Here is a 21,735-nt window from a genome sequence, read left to right as displayed (position 1 = left end):
CTCCAGAGGCATTTCATGCCGCCGTGCGATTCGCGCCGAACCTTGACACTCAAAAGACCTCTGGTTACAATCAGACCAAGGTTTTTCATAGGTTTGCGCGAACACACCTATTACCAGCGTATACCACAAGGAGGCAGGATGTTCGAACGATTCACGGACAAGGGTCGGAAGATCATCATCCTCGCACGAGAGGAAGCCGAGCGACACCAGAATGATTACCTAGGGACGGAGCATCTCGTCCTGGCGATTCTCCGTGAATCCGATGGTATCGCTCTTATGATCCTCAAGAAAATGGGGCTCTCTACGGAGCAGATCCGGCTTGAAATCGAGCGGAATCTGCCCGGTGGCGGAACCACTATGACCTTCGGGGAGATTCCCTTCAGCCCTCGCGTCAAAAAAGTCATTGAATACGGTGTCGAGGAAGCCCGGCTTCTCGGCCACAATCATATCGGCAGCGAACATCTTCTCCTGGGATTGCTTCGTGAAGAAGAGGGGATCGGTGGAAAGATTCTGCGCAGTCTGGGGGCCAACCTGCTGACCGCCAGGCAACTGACCGTCACCTTCCTCAGGAAATCCGCGCCACGTGAGCGTGACAGGAAGAGCAACACGCCGGCACTTGATGAATTCGGGCGCGATCTCACCCAACTTGCCCAGGAGGGCCAGCTGGATCCGGTGATCGGTCGGGCCGACGAAATCGAACGAGTCCTCCAGATCCTGAGCCGCAGAACGAAGAACAATCCGGTGCTGATCGGGGAGTCGGGCGTCGGCAAGACCGCCATCGTCGAAGGTTTAGCCCAGCGAATCGTGCAGTCGGAAGTGCCGGACAATCTGCTTTCGCGCCGGGTCATCGCCTTGGATCTCGGCTCACTGGTTGCCGGGACGAAGTATCGTGGCCAATTCGAAGAGCGGCTCAAAGTGGTGATGAAAGAGATCGTCCAGGCCGGCAATATCATCATTTTCATTGATGAGCTTCATACCCTTGTGGGGGCCGGCGCAGCCGAGGGCTCAATCGACGCCTCCAACATGCTGAAGCCTGCGCTTTCCCGCGGGGAGATCCAGTGCATCGGCGCCACCACCCTGGATGAATATCGGAAGCATATTGAAAAAGACGGCGCGCTCAAGCGGCGGTTCCAGCCGATTCATGTCCAGCCGCCAAGCCTGGACGAGGCCGTGAGCATCATCCAGGGATTGAGGGACCGCTACGAAGAGCATCACGGCGTCGAAATTACCGAGGACGCGATCGTTGAAGCGGTGAAGCTCTCCGACCGGTACATCACGGACCGGTTTCTGCCGGATAAGGCCATCGATCTGATCGACGAGACCGGGTCGCGTGCCAAACTTCAGACTTACGCGCTGCCGTCGGAGCTGAAGGCGATGGAGCAGGAGTTGAAGAAGGTGTCCCGCGACAAGGAACTCGCGATCTCGATGCAGAATTTCGAGGAAGCCGTGCGTCATCGGGAAGAAGAGGAACGGCTGCGGAAGCTGCTCGAAGAGTCGAAACGCGAGTGGAAAAAGAGCCAGGAAAAGAATAAACCGACGATCACCAAGGAAGATGTGGCTTACGTGGTTTCGAAGATGACCGGTATTCCGCTCTTCAAGCTTGAAGAAGAGGAATCCAATAAGTTGCTCCGGATGGAGGAATTTCTCCATAAACGCGTCATCGGCCAGAATGAGGCGATTTCGGCCATCTCCCGTGCCATCCGTCGCTCGCGTGCCGGGCTCAAGGAGGCCAAGAAGCCGATCGGCTCCTTTATATTCCTTGGCCCGACTGGTGTCGGAAAAACGGAATTGGCGCGAACCTTGGCGGAATTCCTCTTTAACAGTGAGGACGCCTTGATCCGGGTGGATATGTCCGAGTATCAGGAAAAGTTTACCAGTTCACGACTGTTCGGCGCTCCTCCGGGGTATGTGGGATATGAGGAGGGCGGCCAGCTCACCGAAAAAGTCCGCCGCCGTCCGTATTCGGTGGTCCTTTTCGATGAAATTGAGAAGGCCCATCCGGACGTGTTCAACGTGCTGCTTCAAGTGTTGGATGACGGCGTGCTGACCGACAGCTTGGGCAGAAAAGTGGACTTTAAAAACACCGTTGTCATCATGACGTCGAACATCGGGACAAAGATGATCCAGAAGGGTGTCTCGCTCGGGTTTCAGAGCACGGACGGGGAACAGGCTCGCAAGAAGAAGGAAGAGGTCTTCGGCGAATTGCGCCGCTCGTTCAGCCCTGAGTTTCTGAACCGGATCGACGAGATCGTCATTTTCCATCAGTTAGACAAGGAGCACCTCAACAGCATTCTGGACATCCTCCTACGCGAGCTGAATACGCGCCTTGTTGACAAGGGCGTCGAGATCGAGGTCGACGACGAAGTCAAACAGTGGCTCATCAAGGAAGGCTATGAGCCGCTGTATGGCGCACGCCCCATGCGGCGCACCATTCAGCGCGCGATCGGAGATCCGCTCTCCGACGAGCTCATCAAGGGCCGCTTCAAGGAGAGCCGGAAGATCAAGGTGGTGCTCCGGGATGGCGCTCCCACCTTCATCGAGCAGGAGGCGATGGCCGGCGTCTAAGCACAAGCCCGTGGACACCGTCTCGCACAGGTTGGCATCACGCGGCACCCCCTGCGGCTACAAGCCGCAGGGGGTGTCTTCTTTCTCCTCAGAGCGCTAGGTTGTTATGATTAACCGGCATGCCGTCTAGACTCACGAGAGAGGCCACTCTCTCCACACCCTGGCACCCGCGGCCGATACTTGGGATCGAATCTTCGTGCGATGAAACGTCTGCTGCCGTCCTCGACGAGACCGGGCGTGTTCTCTCAAACGTCGTCACCTCACAGGATGCCGTCCATCGGAAATATGGCGGCGTCGTTCCGGAGCTGGCAGCACGCGCCCATTTGGGAATAATTGATCGCGTCGTCAGGTCGGCACTGGTCCAGGCCGGTCTGACGAGGCACGATCTCGGCGCGATCGCAGTCACACAGGGGCCTGGTTTAGCCGGAGCCCTCTTGGTCGGGGTGAACTACGCGAGAGCGCTCGCGTACGGGATGAAGCTTCCTCTGGTCGGAGTGAACCATCTTGAAGGCCATATTGCCTCGGCCTGGTTGGCCGACCCTGAATTTCCCCTTCCCTGCGTCGTTCTGGTGGTATCCGGGGGGCATACGCATTTGTATCGCCGAGAGGCCGACGGCCGGAATACCCTTCTCGGATGCACCCGTGACGATGCTGCCGGTGAAGCGTTCGACAAGGGAGCGCAAATGCTCGGCCTGGACTATCCAGGCGGCCCCGCGATCGATCGTGTGGCAAAACAGGGCAATCCACGAGCCATTCGATTTCCATTGTCTCGTTTGCGGAAAAGCAGTTTGGAATTCAGTTTTAGCGGCCTCAAGACCGCACTCCTATACCGGCTGCGTGACATGGAGGCATCGGCGCGCAGCGCACAGGCTGCCGATCTGGCAGCAGGGTACCAGGAGGCTATCGTACGAGTCTTAGTGGATCGAGCCTTTGTTGCCGTTCGATCCTGCGGCACGACAGCTCTTGCGGTAGTGGGTGGGGTCTCAGCCAATTCCAGGCTGCGCGCACTCCTTACAGAGCGGGCGGGACTTGAAGGCGTCAGACTCGCCTTGCCTCCGATGGCCTACTGCACCGATAATGCGGCCATGATCGCCTCTGCCGGGCGGCAAATGCTGCTCAGCGGTCAAGAGATCAGTAGAGATATCGACATTTTCCCAACACTCAGGCTCGGTACCCGTGCAAATGTCAACATGGCCCGGGCCGGACGGTAACGAGGCTTCCTATTTCTGACATCCATGGACAGATTACCGGACTCCGGGCCAGCCACGTCGCCGCCATCGAACGACTCTATCGCCGCCGCGTTCCCGCTGATCAGATTCTTTCCCCGGAACTCGCCAAAGCGGTTGCGCAACTGTCGCTCGAAATCCGGCGCCCGATCTCGCTCCTCCTCACCAGACGGGGAGTGGTGCAGGAAATAATTGTGGGAACGGAGATGGTCTTATCGCCCACCACGCAGGCGAAATTCAGGACCGGTCCTCGATCGCTCCGGGGACTCAGACTTATCAGGACCCAATTACAGGACCGGCCGTTGAGTCAGGAGGACCTGACAGATCTCGCCTACCTGCGCCTCGACCTCATGGGAGTACTGTCCGTCGACTCAGACGGCCTTCCCGGGAATCTTTATCTCGCGCATCTCCTTCCGCCGAATGGCAGCGGCCAGCTCTGTACGATTCTCAAACCGACGTCGTTCCAGCAATGCCAGATCGAGTTCGATCGATTCATTGAAGAACTTGAAGCCGACATCCAGCAGGCACTGAAGCACCACGCGGTGGGGGAGAAACAGGAATCCGCCATGTTGGTCAGCGCCTCTTCACGTGGGCGTGCCGAGCAGGAAGATCGCCTCGCTGAACTCGCCGAGCTGGCGGACTCCGCTGAAGTCACGGTTGTGGATAAAATGGTTCAGCGCATTCCCGCCGGTCACCAGCGCTATCTGCTCGGGAGCGGAAAACTGAAAGAAGTACTGATACAAACCCTGCATAAGGGCGCGGATATGCTAATCTTTGATCAAACGCTTTCTCCTGCCCAGGCGCGGGCGATTTCAGAGATGACCGATATCAAAGTAATCGACCGTACCCAGCTGATTTTGGATATCTTCGCCAGGCGGGCGCACAGTCGGGAAGGCAAAGTGCAAGTCGAACTCGCCCAACTCCGCTACCTGCTTCCGCGTCTCTCCGGTCACGGCACACAACTCTCCCGGTTGGGAGGAGGGATCGGCAGCAGAGGACCCGGTGAGACCAAGCTGGAGACGGATCGCCGGCGCATCCACGATCGCATCACGCACTTGGAGCGGGAGATCAAAGATTTCGCCCGCCATCAGGATCAGCGCCGTGCCCGGCGTGAACGGCAGGGGCTTCCCGTGCTTTCGCTGGTTGGCTATACCAATGCCGGGAAATCGACGCTGCTGAATGTCCTGACAAAAAGTCAGGTCTCGACGGAAAACCGGGTCTTTGAAACGCTGGATACCACCAGCCGCCGCCTGCGGTTTCCGGAGGATCGGGAAGTGATCGTGACTGATACTGTGGGGTTCATTCGCGACCTGCCGCAAGAACTTGTCGGCGCCTTCCGCACCACGCTGGAGGAGTTGAACGAAGCGGATCTGCTGCTGCATGTTGTCGATGCGAGCGCACCCGATATTGATGCGCAAATGAAGGCTGTCCTGGACATTCTCCAGGAGCTTGGTCTGGCGCAAATTCCCCAAGTCCTCATCTTCAATAAGTGCGATCGGCTCCCGGCCCAGCAAACCGAGGCTCTCTGCCGTCGTTATCAAGCCATCGGGATTTCAGCGTTGAATCCCGCCACGGTCAAACCCTTGATCGAACATCTGGCGACCCGTGTGCATGCGATGATGAGCGGGCAGGATATCGCGCACCCTCCCTCGGATCACCCCGAGCCGGCGCTTGCATCTCCTGTCTAACCGCTGCACAATTGTCCCCATCGTCCATGAACGCCAGATCTGCTCGCTCCAAAACCTCGCCGGACCGAACTGCGAGAATCGCACGCATCTTAGTTCAGCAGATGCCCGTGGCCCGAATGGAATTGACGCATCGCTCACCATGGGAACTCCTGGTCGCCACCATACTGTCAGCCCAATGTACGGACCAGCGGGTGAATCAAGTCACTCCTGTGTTGTTCAAGCGATTCCGGACCCCCCGGGATTTTGCCGCTGCCACTCAGGCTGAGCTTGAAGCGCTGATCAAGTCCACCGGCTTCTACAAAAGTAAAGCGAAGCACTTGATCGGATGTGGCCGGGCAGTGGATGAACGATTTGGCGGCATCGTACCGCAACACATGGAGGAATTGACCACGATTCCCGGAGTCGGGCGCAAGACGGCCAACGTACTGCTGGGAACGGCCTTTGGAAAGCCGGCCATCGTCGTGGACACCCATGTCAAACGGGTTGCCAATCGTTTAGGTCTCACGACATCGGACGATCCGGAAACGATCGAGGATGATCTGCAACGCCAATTCCCCCAATCACAGTGGACCGATGTGTCCCAACGCCTGCTCTTGCATGGACGCTACGTCTGCCTGGCCAGGAAGCCGCGGTGTGCTGAATGCTGTCTGTATGCCGAATGCCATTGGAAAGGAAAGGTGCCGCGATGATTACGAGCATGACTGGATTCGGACGGCGACAGGGCACATGGGAAGACAGTCACGTTACAGTCGAGATCCGGTCGGTCAACCACCGGTTTCTGGAGACAGGCATCCGTCTGCCGAAATCGATGAGCCATCTCGAAGAGCATTTCAAAAAAGCAATTCAAGGCCATTGCCGGAGAGGCCGGGTCGATCTCACTGTGCTTATTCAAGGCGGGCGGGGGGGAACACGCTCCTTGCAGGTTGACGCTGTCCTGGCGAAACAGTACCATCAAGCCCTTCGGACACTTCAGCGCACCCTGAAGCTCAAAGGCGCGATTGATGTTGGACTGCTGGCAGGTCTTCGCGATGTCATCACCATGTCCGACCAACCGGCCGACGACCCGCAGCTCGCCAAGCTGGTCACCAAGTTAACCACCCAGGCCGTTCAAGACCTGGCCAAAATGCGCAAGAAGGAGGGGGCGCTCCTGGCCAATGACATTCAGGCACGCATCGAGATCTTGCGAGGTTTGAAGGGCCAGGTGGCGACTAAAGCGCCTCATGTGGCACAGGAAGCCTTCGACCGGATGAAGGGGCGGGTCGAGAAACTGTTATCGAGCGAGGTGCCGGATTCGGCCAAACTCCATCAGGAATTGGCGGTCTTTGCCGATCGCAGTGACATTACAGAAGAATTGGTCAGACTGGATGCACATATGATACAGTTTGAGCAGACTCTCCAAAGCACGGAGTCCGTCGGGAAAACGCTGGATTTTCTTATCCAGGAGATGGGACGAGAGATCAACACCATCGGCTCCAAAGCCAACGACCTCACCATTACTTCTTCGGTCGTCCAGATGAAGGCCGAACTTGAACGGATCAGAGAGCAGATCCAGAACGTGGAATGACAACGGCGATGACCACTAATGGTGTGACAGCAACTTCCGAACAGGGACATCATACCCCGGAGCGTCGGGGCATTCTTTTTATCATTTCCGCTCCGTCGGGAACAGGCAAAACCACCCTGTGTAAACAAATTGCGACGACCGTTCCGGGGATTTGGCATTCTGTTTCCTATACCACCCGCCAGCCCCGTCCCGGGGAGGAAAACGGACGAGAGTACTTTTTTATCGAAGAGAAAATCTTCCAGGGCATGGTCGAGAAAAATGAGTTCATGGAGTATGCCCACGTTTACGGCAACTGGTACGGCACTCCCCGGAAAGCGTTGATGGACAAGATGGAGCGGGGGATCGACGTGCTGCTCGAGATCGATGTGCAGGGCGCCCTCCAGATTAAAAAAAAGGTCCAGGATGCCGTCTATATTTTCATCCTTCCCCCATCGATGGATACGCTGCGTAGCAGACTGCAGAGTCGAGCCTCCGATACTCCCGAAGAAATTATGCGCCGGCTGCAAAAGGTCAAAGAAGAGGTGTGGAGCTATCGCGAGTACTACTACATTGTCCGGAACGACGATCTGGCGCAATCCTTGCGCGAGTTGCAAAGCGTGTTTCTCGCAGAGCGCCTGAAGACGAAACGGCTCGACATGAACTGGCTCGAACAGAATTTTATCCTCGAGAGAGAATCCAAATCGGGAGAGCGCGACGCCTCTTCCACTACCAAAGGGAGTACCGTTCACCATGATTGACATGCTCAATTTGCTGCCGCAGTACGCGACGGGCCAGTTCGATTCACGCCACCGGCTGGTGATCATCGCCGCCCAGCGGGCCAAGCACCTGATTCAGGGCGCCAAACCATCAGGACCGCTGCGGTTCGCCAAAGAAACCACGTGTGCGCTGGATGAAGTGCTGCGTGGACAAGTGAAGTACCTGATCGGCAAAGAGGCCCGCGACGCGATGAAGGAAGCGAAACGCGGCAAAGAAGGCGAAAGCGAACGGCTGGCGATGATGACGGGCGAAGACGCCCGCGAAATCAAGAAAGAGCTGAGCGTCTATGTCGATGACACCGTGGCGCCGGTCGCTAAGGAAGCTGAGGAGTAATCGTTGGACGGCGACAGGCAATCGCGCCTATTGATCGGCAAGCGGGTGGCGCTGGGTGTCACCGGCAGCATTGCCGCCTATAAGGCGGTGAGTCTCCTCCGCGCTCTGACGAAGGCAGGGGCCTCGGTCTCCGTCGTGATGACCAAGGCGGCGACCAAGTTTGTGACGCCGATGACCTTTGAGGTCTTATCCGGCCAGGCCGTCACGACCGATCTCTTCGAAGCCCATCATGAGATGAAACATCTGTCTATCCCCGAGCAGGCCGATGCGATCGTCGTGGCCCCGGCCACGGCAAGTTTTCTCGCAAAGGCGGCGGTGGGACTGGCCGATGACGTGCTGTCCACCATGCTGCTGACCACACGGTGTCCGTTGATCATCGCGCCTGCCATGGATGGCGACATGTGGACCCACCCCACTGTGCAGGAGCATGTCGGCACGCTCCGGTCGCGCGGTGCCATTATCCTGGATCCGGAAGAAGGCCCCCTGGCCTCGGGACAGATTGCGCAAGGCCGGTTGGCCGGGGAATTCCGTATTCGTGAGGCTGTTGAGCAGGCGCTGCTTCCGCGGCTCGACTTCAAGGGGCAGCGGGTGCTCATTTCAGCAGGTCCTACCCAGGAAGCCATCGATCCGGTCCGGTATATCTCCAATCGTTCATCGGGAAAGATGGGCTACGCGCTTGCGGAAGCGGCGAGAAACCGGGGAGCCGAAGTCACACTCGTTACCGGCCCCGTATCACTCCCTGTGCCCGCGGGAGTTCTGGTGATTCATGTGACCACCGCTCAGGAGATGGCCGCTGCAATGTCGGCCCATTTCGAATGGTCCACAGTTGTGGTGATGGCCGCGGCTGTCGCAGATTTCCGTCCCAAAGAAGTAGCCTTGCACAAGTTAAAAAAGGGCGCACAGGCCGCTCCGACTCTCGAACTGGAGCCGGCTCCCGATATTCTGGCCATGCTGTCGGCCAAGCGAACGTCGCAAATTCTGGTGGGGTTCGCGGCGGAAACGCAAAACCTCCTGGCCCATGCCCAGACAAAATTGGTCGCCAAAGGGTTGGACTTGATTGTGGCCAATGACGTGACTCAAAAGGGGGCGGGATTCGGCAGTGACCGGAATGCCGCCGTGATCCTCTCCCGTACCGGGGAGCAACAGCCATTGAGCCTGAGATTAAAATCAGAAATGGCTCACGATATTCTTTCCGCCATTGTACAATTCCCCAGGACTATACAGGGTACCAACTCGCCGACATCCGTATCCTAAGGAGGCGACGATGGCTTCAGGATCACACGCCGGAAATGCAGCCGAAATTGATCGGCTTGCGCTGGCCCTGGCAAAAGATCCAGGATCAAAAGCGTTTATTCCGCTGGCTGAGGAGTATGGAAAAGCCGGCATGTGGGCGGAAGCGGCGGGCGTACTCGAAGACGGGCTTAAGTATTATCCCGCCTTTATCACCGCCATGGTGGCTCTGGGACGGGCCTACGACCAGTTGGGGCAACCTACCAAAGCCAAGGCGATCCTCGAAGAGGCGGTGAAGATCAGCCCTGAAAATCTTCGTGCCCATCGAACCCTCGCGAAAATCTACGTGGCCGAAGGGGCGAAAGAAGCGGCGCTTCGTTCCTGTAACGTCATTCTTGTGGCAAATCCCTCTGATCAGGAGTCGTTATCGCTTCGCGCATCGTTGGGCCTGTCAGAGAAACCCGGGAAAAAATCGACCCTAGCCGGCCCAGTTCAGGCACAAGCCGAAAAGGCTGAGGCGGACATTCCCGCATCTCTCGCGCCTCGTGAGTTCTCCGAGGATTCCGTCGAAGCAGCGGATACCCAGACGCAGCCGGTTCTGCACGCGGCGGAAATCAGCCATGCTGATCTGACCACTCCGGCAGATACCGGAGTCGCGTCAGTTGCCTTCTCCGACAACCAAAGCGATCCAATCGTGCCGGCCGAATCGGACTGCCTTGCCGACCAGGTATTTCAGGGGGATGGGCCCGTGACCCCAAAAGCCACACTCGCAACAGCGAATGCATCGCAGTCGGTTCGCCGCCGGGCCACCGTGCAGAAACTCGAACAGTGGCTTCGAACAATTCAAGCGCGGCGACTCGACCGGCCCTCCACCGGCCAGACCGCGTTAATTTCTTAATCTTAATCAGAGGTTTGACCCGTTCTGAGAGGGCTGCTAGAATGCCCCCCGCTGCTCGCTGACTACAAGCTTGCAACCCTCGTGTTTACGTCGGAGGCGATTCGTACCTGACATGGTTCGTGTCCTTGTCTTGCATGGCCCTAACCTCAATCTGCTAGGGACCCGAGAACAATCCATCTATGGCTCGACCAGCCTCGACGCCATCGATGCCTCCATTTCCAGCTTGGCTGAAGAACTGGGTATTGAGGTCGATATCCGCCAATCCAATGCGGAAGGCGAATTGGTCACCTGGATCCAGGAGGCGCGCACAGGATATCACGGCATCATTATCAATCCGGCCGCCTACACGCATACCAGTATCGCGATTCGGGATGCCCTGGCCGCCGTCGGTGTGCCGACCGTGGAAGTCCATCTCTCGAATATCCACCAGAGGGAAGAGTTCCGGCACCGGTCATTTATCGCCGGTGTGGCGCTGGCACAGATCGCTGGATTCGGTCCCACAGGGTATACGCTGGCTCTGCGCGGCCTGGCGGAGCATCTGGCGGCACAGGGGACCAAGGCGGGAAGAACAGGATCGAAACAGCCCCGCCGTACTCGACGGGGTATCTGATCAACGAGCACATAGATTCACCGTGCCAGGATGAAGGGGGTCTGGAGTGATTTCGACTGTTGATTTTCGCAGCGGGGTTCGTCTGATGGTTGAAGGCGAACCGTATTACATCGTGGATTTTCAGCATGTGAAGCCGGGCAAAGGCGGCGCCTTCGTCCGCACCAAACTCAAGAGCTATCTGTCCAGAAACCTGGTGGAACGCACGTTCCGCTCGGGTGAACGGTTTGAAGAGCCGGACCTTGAAGAACGGGAAATGCAGTTCCTCTATGCCACAGGCGACGACTATACCTTTATGGATACCGAGGCCTATGACCAGCTGACCTTTCCCAAGAGCCAGCTGGGCGAGAATGCCGACCTGATCAAAGAAAACATGATCGTGAAGATCCTGGTCTATGAACATCGGCCGATTGATGTGGAACTGCCGAACTTCATCGAACTCAAAGTCGTCGACGGCGAACCGGGCGTGCGCGGCGATACGGCGTCCGGCGGAACCAAGCCCGTCGTGGTCGAAACAGGGGCCACCATAAAAGTTCCCCTCTATCTGGAGGTAGGCACCGTGATTAAAATCGACACCCGCACCCGATCCTATGTGGAGCGTGTCCGGTGAGCACGCGGCGGCCGACACGTTCAAAGAAACAGGGCCGTCCGATTATTCTGCCGCAGACCTTTCCCGGTGGGCAGGCGGCATCCGATGCGTTGCTCACGGGGAATCAAACCAAGCAGATTCAGGACCTCATCGATCTGCTCCGCCGGAATAATCTGACCGAGTTGGAACTTGAGCGGCAGGGTGTCCGCATCAGGGTCCGGCACGAAGTCGGCGTCAAGACCGTGACGTCCTCTGTTCAGGAATCCGCGCCGGTATCATCACAACAATCGACCCAGCCAGGCTCCTCCGCCGGGCCGTCGGCCGAAGAGACGGCCGGGATGATGACAATTACTTCGCCGATCGTCGGCACCTTCTATCGGTCTCCGTCCCCCGACGCCGATCCCTATGTCGAAGAGGGCGACTACGTGAAGAAGGGGCAGGTCCTCTGCATCGTCGAAGCGATGAAGCTCATGAACGAGATCGAATCCGAAACGGACGGGCGCATCGTCAAGATCCTGGCCGAAAGCACCAAGTCGGTCGAGTACGGCCAGGCGCTCTTCCTCATCGATCCGAAAGCTACCCAGTAGACCGCCTCATCCAAGCCACATCGGAGCCACTGCGTGTTCAAGAAAGTCCTTATTGCGAATCGTGGAGAGATCGCCCTGCGGGTGATCCGCGCCTGCAAGGAACTCGGCATCAAGACGGTCGCCATCCATTCGGAGGCCGATGCCGCGAGTCTGCACGTGCGCGCGGCCGACGAAAAAGTGTGCGTGGGGCCGGCAGAAGCCGCCCTGAGCTACCGGAATATTCCGAACGTCCTGAGCGCCGCTGAAATCACCGGCGCCGACGCCATCCATCCAGGCTATGGATTCTTGTCCGAGAATGCCCACTTTGCCGAAGTGTGCGAATCCATCGGCATCAAATTCATCGGCCCCTCGTCTGAGAACATCGCTATGCTGGGCGACAAAGCCAAGGCCCGCGAAATTGTGATGAAGCGCGGCCTTCCCGTCACGCCCGGCAGCCCGGGTCAACTCAAGAGTGAAGAAGAGGCCCTGCAGGCCGCGCAGAAGATCGGCTTTCCCGTCATTATCAAGGCCACAGCCGGCGGGGGCGGACGCGGTATGCGCGTCGTCAACAAAGCCGAAGACCTGGCCCGCGCATTCCAAGCTGCACAGGCCGAAGCCAAATCCACATTCGGGAATGAAAGCGTCTATCTCGAACGCTATTTTCTCGAACCGCGCCATATCGAAGTACAGGTCATGGCCGACCATCGCGGCCACGTCATCCACCTGGGCGAGCGGGATTGTTCCATCCAGCGGCGGCACCAGAAGCTCCTGGAAGAAACCCCGTCGCCGGCGGTGGATGAAAAACTGCGAAAAGAAATGGGGCGGGTGGCTGTCGAGGCCGTCAAGGCGGCGCATTACCGGAACGTCGGGACCGTCGAGTTTCTCCTCGACAAGGACCGCAACTTCTTCTTCATGGAAGTGAACACCCGCATCCAGGTCGAGCATCCGATCACCGAAATGGTCACGGGCATCGACCTCATCAAGGAGCAGATCCGCCTGGCGGCCGGTCTTCCCCTGACCATCCGGCAGCAAGACGTTGTCATGAACGGCCATAGCATGGAATGCCGAATCAACGCCGAAGATCCGGAGAAGTTCACCCCGTCTCCGGGGACCATCACCAAGTACAGCCCGCCGGGCGGGTTCGGTGTGCGCGTCGATTCCGTCATGGAAACCGGCGCCGTCGTGGCCCCGCACTACGACTCGATGATCGCCAAGCTCATTACGCACGGCCGAGACCGGCAGGAATCCATGGCCCGTATGCGCCGCGCCCTCGACGAATTCGTCATCGAAGGCATCAAGACCACCATTCCGCTTCACCGCCGCATCCTCGACGACCCCGACTTCCAAAAGGGCCATGTCTCCACGACATTCCTGGAACGGTTCCTGGCGAGCTGACCCGCCTAGCTATCTACAGCAGCGGGTGTTCTCCGTCTTCTTTCTGGATATTTCATCCAAACCGGCAGTCGATAGATTGCACCGGGCCAGGAAGAATGAGATGAGAGAGCGACTCTGTCTCAGAGATACTTGCGTTGTCTGGCGGTTTATACGAGGACGCTTTCCGCTAACCAGAACCCTGCGCGCGGCAACGGAGCCCCTGACCGGTTCATTCCCCGTTGCCGCTCTACCCGTGAGAGAGGGAAACGATTAGGCGGAATAGCCTTTGGAACGCAGGCAGGAGGTGTACAGGACTTTGTATCGTTCGTCGCTCGTTTTATTTTCGTTCAGGCCGTAGAGCGTGCCGCCGGTCGCGCCGACGATGCCGCCGATCGCCGCACCTTTGCCGGCTCCTTTCCCTCCATCTGCGATCGCACCGCCGGCTGCGCCCACCGCAGCGCCAAGGACGGCACCGATTCCCGCATCCTTTGCGACTTCGGTCGTTTTGTCGGTCATTTGCTCATTCGCGTATCTATTGCAAGCTTCAATCACAGTTTGTGAAGGCCTTGCATGTTCGGTGGAATTACTCGCTCGTTGAACCTTCTGCGCCGGGGCAGTCTGTGGCTGAACTTTGGCTTCCAGCCCCGTCTCCACGGAATGTTTCTGGCCCAGCACGAAGGTGGTCACCAATACCGTCGCGCCGATGCCTAGCAACCCGATGGTTGAGAGCTTCCATAAATTGATCGTGATGTTGCTGTCTGCCATAGATCCTCCTCAGTAGTGAATTGGTTCACCGTCCACATTCCAATGAAAAAGACATGTGCATTCGAGAGCCCTCTTCCTTGAGCAAAGAGAGTGCCATCAAGAAAATTTCCAATCCCCGGAGATGCCTCTTGGCCGACCTCCTCAAACCCACATGAATCATAATATTCCGACTCTGCCTGACAGGAACGGTCGAGTGACAGTCGGAAACATGTCAACAACAGGCGCTCAACCCAGGCCAGCCGTGAATCGCTTTTTGTACACAATTCGCGATTTTTGTCTCCACATCGTACTATCGGTCTCCGGTCAAGCATTTCATGTCCTGCGCTAGTCTTAGACAAGCGAACCGCGCTACAATTTGCCACCTATGACTTTCCCGAACCGATCGAGACTGAGCAGCCTGTACGTCATCCTTGACCCCTCCGTCTGTCCTGATCGTTCTCTGGTCGATATCCTTCGGGATACAACCAAGGCAGGAGCCACGATCTTTCAGTATCGCAATAAGACCTCCTCGATGAAGGAGGCCTATGAAGAGGCTCTGCCGCTGAGGAACCTTGCTGCTGAGTTGGGCGTGCTCTTTATCGTCAACGATCGCTGCGATCTGGCTCTAGCGGTGGATGCGGACGGAGTGCACCTGGGACAAGGGGATCTGCCGCTGGATCTTGCGCGAAAGGTCATGGGACCGGACAAGTTGATCGGGATCTCAACACACAACCCGGCGCAAGTCCGGGCCGCGAGTGCCGGGAAGCCGGACTATCTTGGCTTCGGCCCCATCTTTAAGCCGGGATCAAAACAAGATCACGATCCGGTGGTGGGCATCGAGGGGCTCCGGGCGATCCTTGGGCTTACATCGCTACCGATCTTCGCCATCGGCGGGATTACAGTGGAGAACTTAGGGGAGGTAATGCGCGCGGGGGCCAACGGCGTCGCCGTCATCTCGGCCATTCTGAAAGCACCGGATATCAAACGCGCAGTTAGCGACTTCCTCTCGCAGATGCCAGCACCAGCTTCGTAAGCTTCTTCATCTCGCTCCTCGCTGCCAACTTCTCTACCGCTCGTTCGAATCGCGCATCCAAGCCGGACAAGTAGGGGAGTGGTCCGATCACGGGTACTCCGGCAGCTTCTCGTAGCAGACTTGCAGTCGAACGTTCCTGGCGTTGTGCCATAGCGGCCTTTGCCGGCGTTGTCCGATTCAGTACCAAGGCGAGGATCGTAACCTTTCGCTCGCGTAAGGCGTTGAGCGTGAGCAGGGCGTGATTCACTCCGCCTAGCCCGGATCGCCCGACGACAAGGACCGGCACCTTCATCGTCTCGATCAGATCGAGCACATCGGCCCTTGGGGTAATCGGCACATGCACACCGCCCACGCCTTCGACGAGGAGAAGATCGTGCTGCGCTTGCAACTCGCGATAGGCTCGCATGATGGTATGGAGCTTGATCGTTCTCCGCTCCGTCCTCGCCGCATCGAGCGGAGCAATTGGAAGCCGGAAGGCATAGGGCCTGACGAGTTCGAGCGAATCCAAGACATGCGCCGCTCGCTTAAGACGATCGGCATCGGAGGGGCGGCCCTTCACCACGCCGGTTTCGACCGGCTTCATCACCCCGACATCAAGCCCTCTTTCTTTCAAGCTCTGGGCAAGAGCCGCAGTCACGAGCGTTTTGCCGACCGCTGTATCGGTCCCCGTGATGAACATTTCGGCTGTGATATATTTATGGCCTTTCATCGAATTCTTCGTTCCTGTCATATATGGGCTAGAGGCGAGGGCGAAGATTCTTCCCGCCCATTGCCTCTTGTCCCGTGCCACTCGCCTATAAGAGCCGGCTATCGCAATTCCAGACCTGGCCTGACACATCCTTTAGCTGAGACAGGTAGACAATTGTTCGCGCGACTTCTTCAAGCGCCGGCGGCCGGCGGAGTGTATGGTCTTGCCAGTCACGCTCGTCGAGCTTCAGGCCTTCGCACATACCGGTCTGCTGCCAGCCAGGCAACACCAGATTCACCCGCACGTCCTGCGGACCCCATTCCTGTGCGGCCGACTTCACCAATCCAAGCAAGCCGGCTTTCGATGAAGCATAGGCCGCTTGTCCGGTTGATCCGCTAAATCCCGCATGCGAGCCGATCACGACGATCGACCCGCCGCCTTGAGCCAGTAGGGGAGGCGCCATCGCCTGCAGGCAGTGAAAGGTGCCGGTCAGATTCGTCCGCACCAGATCGGCCCACTGGTCGTCCGATTGGCGCAACAGAAGGCTGCTCGCTGCGACACCGGCATTGCAGATGAAGGCATAGGGTGGAGGCGCTTGCCGGCAGAAGGCGTCGACCATGCGGCGAACTGGTTCAGCTTCCCGGATATCAGCCTCATAGAGAGCGCCGGTTCCTCCCGTGACCAGAACCGCGCGCAAGGTCCTTTCCGCCTCGGCCTTTCTGCCATGGTAGTGTACGCCGACGTACCAGCCGGATGCGGCAAAGGCCCGGCACACAGCCCGCCCGATGCCGCCTGACGCGCCGGTCACCAGGACGGAAGGGCGTGCCGATCCCGTTCCTCTGGATTTCCGTTTCATTGAGCCTGTCCGTTTGGGGGAAGCCATAGGGAAGGGGATTATGAAAGCAGCCTCTCCGCAACGCAAGCCCGGACGGATCGATCCGCGGCTCTCCTTGCTGCATCTGTAAGTCCTGTGGTACGGTCATTTTTAACAGAGGAGGGGATGCATGCGGCATATACCAGGGACATTCTCGGCATTGGTTCTCACAGGGCTGCTCGTGGCCACGGCAGCAGTCGATGGCCGCTCCTGTTTTGCGGCTGAAGAGGCCTTGCCGATCGCCCAATCCGCCGACTATTTTCCCGACCAGATCGGCAATCGCTGGCAGTATCGCGGACAGATTTCCGAAGGCCCGATCCAAACTATCGACCTCAAGTATTTTGCGAATGTGTCTGAAGTGACCGGAACCAAGAACCTCAACGGCATGACGGTCACGGTGTTCCATGACAGCAATCCCGGCAACCACGGACCGTCGGACAGTTACTACCGGCGCGATGTGGTGGGGATCGTGTATTACGGGTCCGATCCCGGCACGCCGCTCGAAAAACAAATCACGCCCTATCAGATTGTCCGGTTTCCGATGAAGGCCCCGTCCTCCTTTCAGCAGTTCGACCGCGCGGGGCTGGACTTCGGCGCCGATATGGATCGCGACGGCACCGATGAAACCGTGGATGTGAAGGGCTGGACCAGCGTGGTGGCGCGCGAAAGCGTCACGGTTCCGGCCGGCACCTTTCAAGATGCCGTCAAGGTGGAAGCGCGCATGACGATGGAGATTCATCTGTCGAGCGGCGAAAAGTCCACCCGCGGGACCGATGTGATGACCGCCTGGTTCGCCAAAGGGGTCGGGCTGGTGAAATATGTCGAGCGGCAGGAACTCTCGGCCGTAAAGGAAGATCGAGGGGTCGTGACCGAGATTATGGAGGAACTGGAAGAGTACCGCATCGCGCCGGCGCGCGGCTCAGTCAGCCGCCTCGAACCCGCGCCGGAGGGTATTTTCACTGATGATCCGGCTGATCATGAATTGCGTCAGGTAGTCGTCTCCTCCCGCCTTCGCGCCCACTCCTGAGAGTCGATGGCCGCCGAAGGGCTGGCGGCCGACCAAGGCCCCGGTGATCGGCCGGTTCACATAGAGATTTCCCACGTCGAACCGCTCACGCGCCAGCGCCAGGTTCGCAGGGCTGCGTGAATAGACGCCGCCGGTGAGGGCGTAGGCCGTCGAATTCGCCAGGTCCATCGCCTCCTCCATGCCGGCTGCTTTCATCACCGCCAGGACCGGGCCGAATATTTCTTCCTGGGCGATGCGATGGTGCATCGTCACATCCGCTAAGACCGTCGGTCCGACGAAATAGCCGGGCCCGTCTGTCGGGCGGCGCAGGAGAAGGCGGCCTTCCTGTTGTCCCAGCGCAATGTAATCCTCGATACGTTGTTTGGCTCTGGCGTCGATCACGGGACCGACCTGCGTGCCGGGATCGAGCGGATCGCCGATCGTGAGACTCGCGACGGCGTCCTTCAGGCGAGAGAGGAATTGCTCATACACGGACGCATGAACAATGGCTCTCGAACAGGCTGAGCACTTCTGGCCCGCGTACCCAGTGAAGGAGGACACCACGCCCAGGATGGCTTCGTCGAGATCCGCCGTATCATCCACGATGATCGCATTCTTCCCCCCCATCTCCGCGATCACCCGCGTGACCAGTCGTTGTCCCGGCTGGATGGTCGCTGCCCCGGCGACGATCTGAAGCCCGACCTCCTTTGAACCGGTGAAGGCCACCGTCGAGACTTCCGGGCGACCGACCAGCGCCCGTCCGATCTCTGGTCCACCAGGCAGACAGAGCAACGCGCCCGACGGGATGCCGGCCTGCATCAAAATATCGGTCAGCAACCGGCCCATCAACGAAGCGCGCTCTGACGGCTTGAATAAGACGGTGTTCCCGGTGACCAATGCCGCCGCGACCATGCCGGCAGGGATGGCGAGCGGAAAGTTCCATGGTGCGATGACTGCCGCCACGCCCCGTGGTCCATAGACCCGGTGGTTGAGTTCTCCGGGCCGGTCTCCCAGCTTGAGCGGTGCTGCCAGCCGATCCATCCGGCTCGCATAGAATTCAAGGAAGTCGATGGCCTCGGCGACGTCTGCATCCGCTTCCCGCCATGGCTTTCCCACCTCGAGGATTTCCCAGGCAGCGAGTTCATACCGCCGCTCGCGCATCAGGGCCGCCGCACGCCGCATGACGGCAGCCCGTTCGGCTGCAGGGCGACGATGCCAGGATTCACTGCGGGAGAGGGCCAGGCGCACCGCCGGATCCACATCTGCTACCAACGCGGCACGCACAGAGGCGGTGACTTCCTCCGGCCGCGCCGGATTATGAGACTCCAGCAACGAGCCGCTGAGACGGAGGTCGTTCGGGGCCGATTCCCATGTGCGTCCTAAGTCCAACCGCACCGCGGCGATCGCGTCATGCATGGCAGTCCGAACCGACGGGCGTGAGAAATCGCTGTGCGGTTCATTGTTGAACTCGTTCGACGGTTTCTGCTCACCCGGATGACGGATCACCGCTGGGGGTGATAGGAGCGTCGGCAGGGACTGCGACTCCACATACTCTTTGCGCAAGAACGATTCGTTCGACGTATTTTCGAGCAGACGCCGGACCAGGTATGCCATGCCCGGCAGCAATTGCCCCACCGGGGTATAGAGCCGCACCCGGCGGCCGAGCGTCACCATCGCCTGCTGAAACGGCTCGGCCATGCCGTAGATCATTTGATATTCCAGCGTCTCCGGCGCAAGCTTCTGCGCCTCTGCGACCGCCTCAATCACCGCGAGCGTGCGCAGATTGTGTGTGCCGAACGCAGGACGGATGAGCTGTGGCTCTTGCAGCAGCGTAGGGATCAGCGCTTCATAGTTCTCATCGGTCTCGGCCTTCTGCTCAAACAGCGGGACGGGCCATCCGGCTTGGCGATACCGGACCGTATCAGAATCCCAATAGGCTCCCTTGACGAGACGGATCGTGATGGGAGTCCCGCGCGTGCGCACCCATGCCAGGAGGTCCTGAATGTCCTGTCCGGTCGCGCGATGATAGGCTTGCAGCGCCAGGCCCGCATGCGGGTAGGAGCGATAGGCCGGCTCGGCGAACAATCGCTTGAAGATCAAGAGGAGCAGGTCTTTGGTGTCGGCCTGCTCCATATCGAAGACCAATCCGCAGGATTTCGCTGCGGCGAGATCCACGATGGGCCGAAGCCGGGACGCCACGCCGCGATAGCAGCCCTCCGGATCGATGGCATCCAGCCGCGAGGTCAGCGCAGATATCTTGAGCGACAGCTGTGCCCGCGGCAATGAGCCGAGGTGATCCCGCTCCAGCAGCGGGGAGGGAGGCCATGTGCCCACCGCTTCACCCAGCCCGGTCAATGCGTCCAGGCAGCGATTACGGTAGTGATCCGCCTCGGTGTCGCTGATGGTGGCCTCGCCAAGAAGATCCACGGACCAGGCGCGCCCCTCGCTCCACAAACGGGACAATGCCGGTGCGGCCTCCTCTACCGTCGCTCCAACGATGAACATTCTTGCCATCTGCTGGACTTGATGACGGATCGCCTTACCGGTCAGTCGCGCACCGAGGCCGGTCGATGCGAGCGTCTTCAACCCCCACTGGAGTCCGAAGAGGTCTCCGTCCAGCCGGCCAAAATATTCCTCGGCCAGGGACACGACACGCGCATCATCGGCGACCGCCGGCAGCACATCGATGAAATGGAACAGGTGGGCCTTAAAGGCCTGGTCCTTCATCGCCAGATTGATGGCCGACTGGGACCACCAACGGCGGTCAAAGAGAGTCGGGGAGAGGCCGGCGGAAAGTCGGGAGAGGTGGGTGCCGATTCGGAGAATGGCCGGTTCGAGTAAGCGCGGCAACGTCATCAAGGTTCCCTCGGGGCAGCTCAGAACTCGGCTCAGTATACTCCAGTTGCACAGATTCGTTGCTCGTTTCCCTCATCAGATGGCGGGTGGAAGACCGGCAGTTTACTCTGCGATGGTTGAACAATGTCGTATTTTTCGGTACGATGTATGACTTAGTCGGTGTTCACCGGAGGCCGGTAGGGTGAACTGCATGAATCTCATATTCAGGAGGACGAATGACCGCGACCGATCAACCTGTCTCCTCAAGTCAGAGTGCCTTTTCCTACATGAATCTCATGCTGTTTTGTGCCGTGGCCGCCGCGACGCTGATCGGCATCCCGCTTTACGGGTACTACGTGGGCTTTACCCTCTTTGATTGGCTCCTCTTTTTCGTCATGTACATCGTGACCGGCATGGGGATTACGGTGGGCTATCACCGGCTGGTCTCCCACCAGAGTTTCGAGTGCCCCGACTGGGTCAAGCGCATCATTCTCGTTGTCGGTGGCTGGGCGTTGCAAAACTCCGCGCTCATCTGGTGTGCCGACCACATCCGCCATCATGCAAAAACCGACACGGACGAAGATCCCTACAACGCGAGCAGAGGGTTTTGGCACAGCCACTGCGGCTGGCTCTTTTACGAAACGCCCCATCGCACCGACAAGTATGAAATCCGTCTCCGCCGCGATCCGGTGATTCTCTGGCAGCACCGCTACTACTGGCCGATCGTCATCTCCGGCCTGGCCTTGCCCTTTGCGCTGGGCATCTGGTGGCATGGCAGCTTGATGGGCGGGGTGAGCGGGCTCTTGATGGGCGGGCTTCTGCGCATGTTTATGGTGTTGAACTCCACGTTCACGATCAACTCGCTCTGCCACATGATCGGCAGCCAGCCGCACGGGACGCAAGACAGCAGCCGCGATAGCTGGCTGATTTCTTTCGTGAGCTTCGGGGAGGGGTATCACAACTACCATCACACCTACGCCCGCGATTATCGGAACGGTCCCGAGTGGTATAACTTCGATCCCTCGAAATGGATCATCTATACGCTCTCATTGCTTGGATTGGCGACCAACCTGCGTCGCCTCGATCCTTCGGTATTCTGAAAACCACGCTGGTCTTCCCCGGTCGGGCCATAGGAAGCTATGGTCCGACCGGCCCATTT

At 58.7% G+C, this 21,735-nt stretch carries 19 protein-coding genes and 1 pseudogene; 16 read left to right on the top strand and 4 right to left on the bottom strand.

All coding sequences use genetic code 11. The features are described from left to right. Positions 1-138 precede the first annotated feature (138 nt). The 13 genes from ACO9S2_RS15125 (at position 139) to accC (ending at position 13,417) form a co-directional block, all read left to right on the top strand. Complete coding sequence (locus ACO9S2_RS15125) at positions 139-2,565, top strand: ATP-dependent Clp protease ATP-binding subunit (RefSeq protein WP_423723214.1); 2,427 nt, start codon at positions 139-141, stop codon at positions 2,563-2,565. A 119-nt stretch (positions 2,566-2,684) separates the two neighbouring features. Then, complete coding sequence (gene tsaD, locus ACO9S2_RS15120; RefSeq protein ID WP_423723213.1) at positions 2,685-3,776, top strand: tRNA (adenosine(37)-N6)-threonylcarbamoyltransferase complex transferase subunit TsaD; 1,092 nt, start codon at positions 2,685-2,687, stop codon at positions 3,774-3,776. 209 nt (positions 3,777-3,985) lie between these two features. Next, positions 3,986-5,479, top strand: a complete 1,494-nt coding sequence (gene hflX / locus ACO9S2_RS15115) for a GTPase HflX (RefSeq protein ID WP_423723212.1) — start codon at positions 3,986-3,988, stop codon at positions 5,477-5,479. 26 nt (positions 5,480-5,505) lie between these two features. Continuing rightward, entirely contained in the window at positions 5,506-6,168 is a 663-nt protein-coding gene (gene nth, locus ACO9S2_RS15110) for an endonuclease III (protein WP_423723211.1), read from the top strand. Between the two features lie 8 nt (positions 6,169-6,176). Further along, positions 6,177-7,043, top strand: coding sequence for a YicC/YloC family endoribonuclease (locus ACO9S2_RS15105; protein ID WP_423723210.1), 867 nt, complete (start codon positions 6,177-6,179; stop codon positions 7,041-7,043). 8 nt (positions 7,044-7,051) lie between these two features. Continuing rightward, a complete protein-coding gene (gene gmk / locus ACO9S2_RS15100; RefSeq protein WP_423723382.1) occupies positions 7,052-7,780 on the top strand; it encodes a guanylate kinase in 729 nt (242 codons plus the stop codon). Continuing rightward, the gene (locus tag ACO9S2_RS15095; RefSeq protein ID WP_423723209.1) at positions 7,773-8,132 is read left to right on the top strand and encodes a DNA-directed RNA polymerase subunit omega; all 360 of its coding nucleotides are present in this window, start codon (positions 7,773-7,775) and stop codon (positions 8,130-8,132) included. The genes gmk and ACO9S2_RS15095 overlap by 8 nt, the downstream gene beginning before the upstream one ends. A 3-nt stretch (positions 8,133-8,135) precedes the next feature. Then, a complete protein-coding gene (gene coaBC / locus ACO9S2_RS15090) occupies positions 8,136-9,386 on the top strand; it encodes a bifunctional phosphopantothenoylcysteine decarboxylase/phosphopantothenate--cysteine ligase CoaBC (RefSeq protein ID WP_423723208.1) in 1,251 nt (416 codons plus the stop codon). A gap of 10 nt (positions 9,387-9,396) precedes the next feature. Continuing rightward, complete coding sequence (locus tag ACO9S2_RS15085; RefSeq protein ID WP_423723207.1) at positions 9,397-10,260, top strand: tetratricopeptide repeat protein; 864 nt, start codon at positions 9,397-9,399, stop codon at positions 10,258-10,260. Positions 10,261-10,372: 112 nt separating this feature from the next. Further along, on the top strand, positions 10,373-10,870 hold the full coding sequence (gene aroQ, locus ACO9S2_RS15080; RefSeq protein WP_423723206.1) for a type II 3-dehydroquinate dehydratase: 498 nt from the start codon (positions 10,373-10,375) through the stop codon (positions 10,868-10,870). 46 nt (positions 10,871-10,916) lie between these two features. Then, a complete protein-coding gene (efp, locus tag ACO9S2_RS15075) occupies positions 10,917-11,477 on the top strand; it encodes an elongation factor P (protein ID WP_423723205.1) in 561 nt (186 codons plus the stop codon). Further along, positions 11,474-12,043 (top strand): acetyl-CoA carboxylase biotin carboxyl carrier protein, encoded by a 570-nt coding sequence (gene accB / locus ACO9S2_RS15070; protein WP_423723204.1) that lies wholly within the window; start codon positions 11,474-11,476, stop codon positions 12,041-12,043. The genes efp and accB overlap by 4 nt, the downstream gene beginning before the upstream one ends. Before the next feature lie 33 nt (positions 12,044-12,076). After that, positions 12,077-13,417: an acetyl-CoA carboxylase biotin carboxylase subunit gene (gene accC, locus ACO9S2_RS15065; RefSeq protein WP_423723203.1), complete on the top strand. Its 1,341-nt coding sequence runs from the start codon at positions 12,077-12,079 to the stop codon at positions 13,415-13,417. A gap of 249 nt (positions 13,418-13,666) precedes the next feature. Here the strand turns inward: accC and ACO9S2_RS15060 are convergent, their stop codons facing one another. Further along, entirely contained in the window at positions 13,667-14,161 is a 495-nt protein-coding gene (locus ACO9S2_RS15060) for a glycine zipper domain-containing protein (protein ID WP_423723202.1), read from the bottom strand. Positions 14,162-14,525: 364 nt separating this feature from the next. Between ACO9S2_RS15060 and thiE the strand changes: the two genes are divergently transcribed. Further along, positions 14,526-15,173, top strand: a complete 648-nt coding sequence (thiE, locus tag ACO9S2_RS15055; RefSeq protein WP_423723201.1) for a thiamine phosphate synthase — start codon at positions 14,526-14,528, stop codon at positions 15,171-15,173. On the opposite strand, the gene bioD is transcribed toward thiE, so the two are convergent. Both bioD and ACO9S2_RS15045 read right to left on the bottom strand, forming a co-directional pair. Continuing rightward, positions 15,133-15,882, bottom strand: a complete 750-nt coding sequence (gene bioD / locus ACO9S2_RS15050; RefSeq protein WP_423723200.1) for a dethiobiotin synthase — start codon at positions 15,880-15,882, stop codon at positions 15,133-15,135. The two genes, thiE and bioD, sit on opposite strands and share 41 nt — an antisense overlap. An 85-nt stretch (positions 15,883-15,967) precedes the next feature. Then, positions 15,968-16,717 (bottom strand): SDR family oxidoreductase, encoded by a 750-nt coding sequence (locus ACO9S2_RS15045; RefSeq protein ID WP_423723199.1) that lies wholly within the window; start codon positions 16,715-16,717, stop codon positions 15,968-15,970. 148 nt (positions 16,718-16,865) lie between these two features. Here ACO9S2_RS15045 and ACO9S2_RS15040 point away from each other — a divergent pair, with 148 nt between their 5' ends. Further along, positions 16,866-17,762 (top strand): hypothetical protein, encoded by an 897-nt coding sequence (locus ACO9S2_RS15040; RefSeq protein ID WP_423723198.1) that lies wholly within the window; start codon positions 16,866-16,868, stop codon positions 17,760-17,762. Here ACO9S2_RS15040 and ACO9S2_RS15035 read toward each other — a convergent pair. After that, positions 17,655-20,597, bottom strand: coding sequence for a proline dehydrogenase family protein (locus ACO9S2_RS15035; RefSeq protein ID WP_423723197.1), 2,943 nt, complete (start codon positions 20,595-20,597; stop codon positions 17,655-17,657). The two genes, ACO9S2_RS15040 and ACO9S2_RS15035, sit on opposite strands and share 108 nt — an antisense overlap. 215 nt (positions 20,598-20,812) lie before the next feature. Between ACO9S2_RS15035 and ACO9S2_RS15030 the strand changes: the two are divergent. Beyond that, positions 20,813-21,562 (top strand): annotated as a pseudogene (locus tag ACO9S2_RS15030) (acyl-CoA desaturase); the annotation flags it as partial. Between the last annotated feature and the right edge of the window lie 173 nt (positions 21,563-21,735).

It is taken from the genome of Nitrospira sp. NS4 (assembly GCF_049546785.1).
Taxonomy (GTDB): domain Bacteria; phylum Nitrospirota; class Nitrospiria; order Nitrospirales; family Nitrospiraceae; genus Nitrospira_D.
Note: the sequence above shows the minus strand (reverse complement) of the source record. Positions and strands in the feature narration are given on the sequence as shown.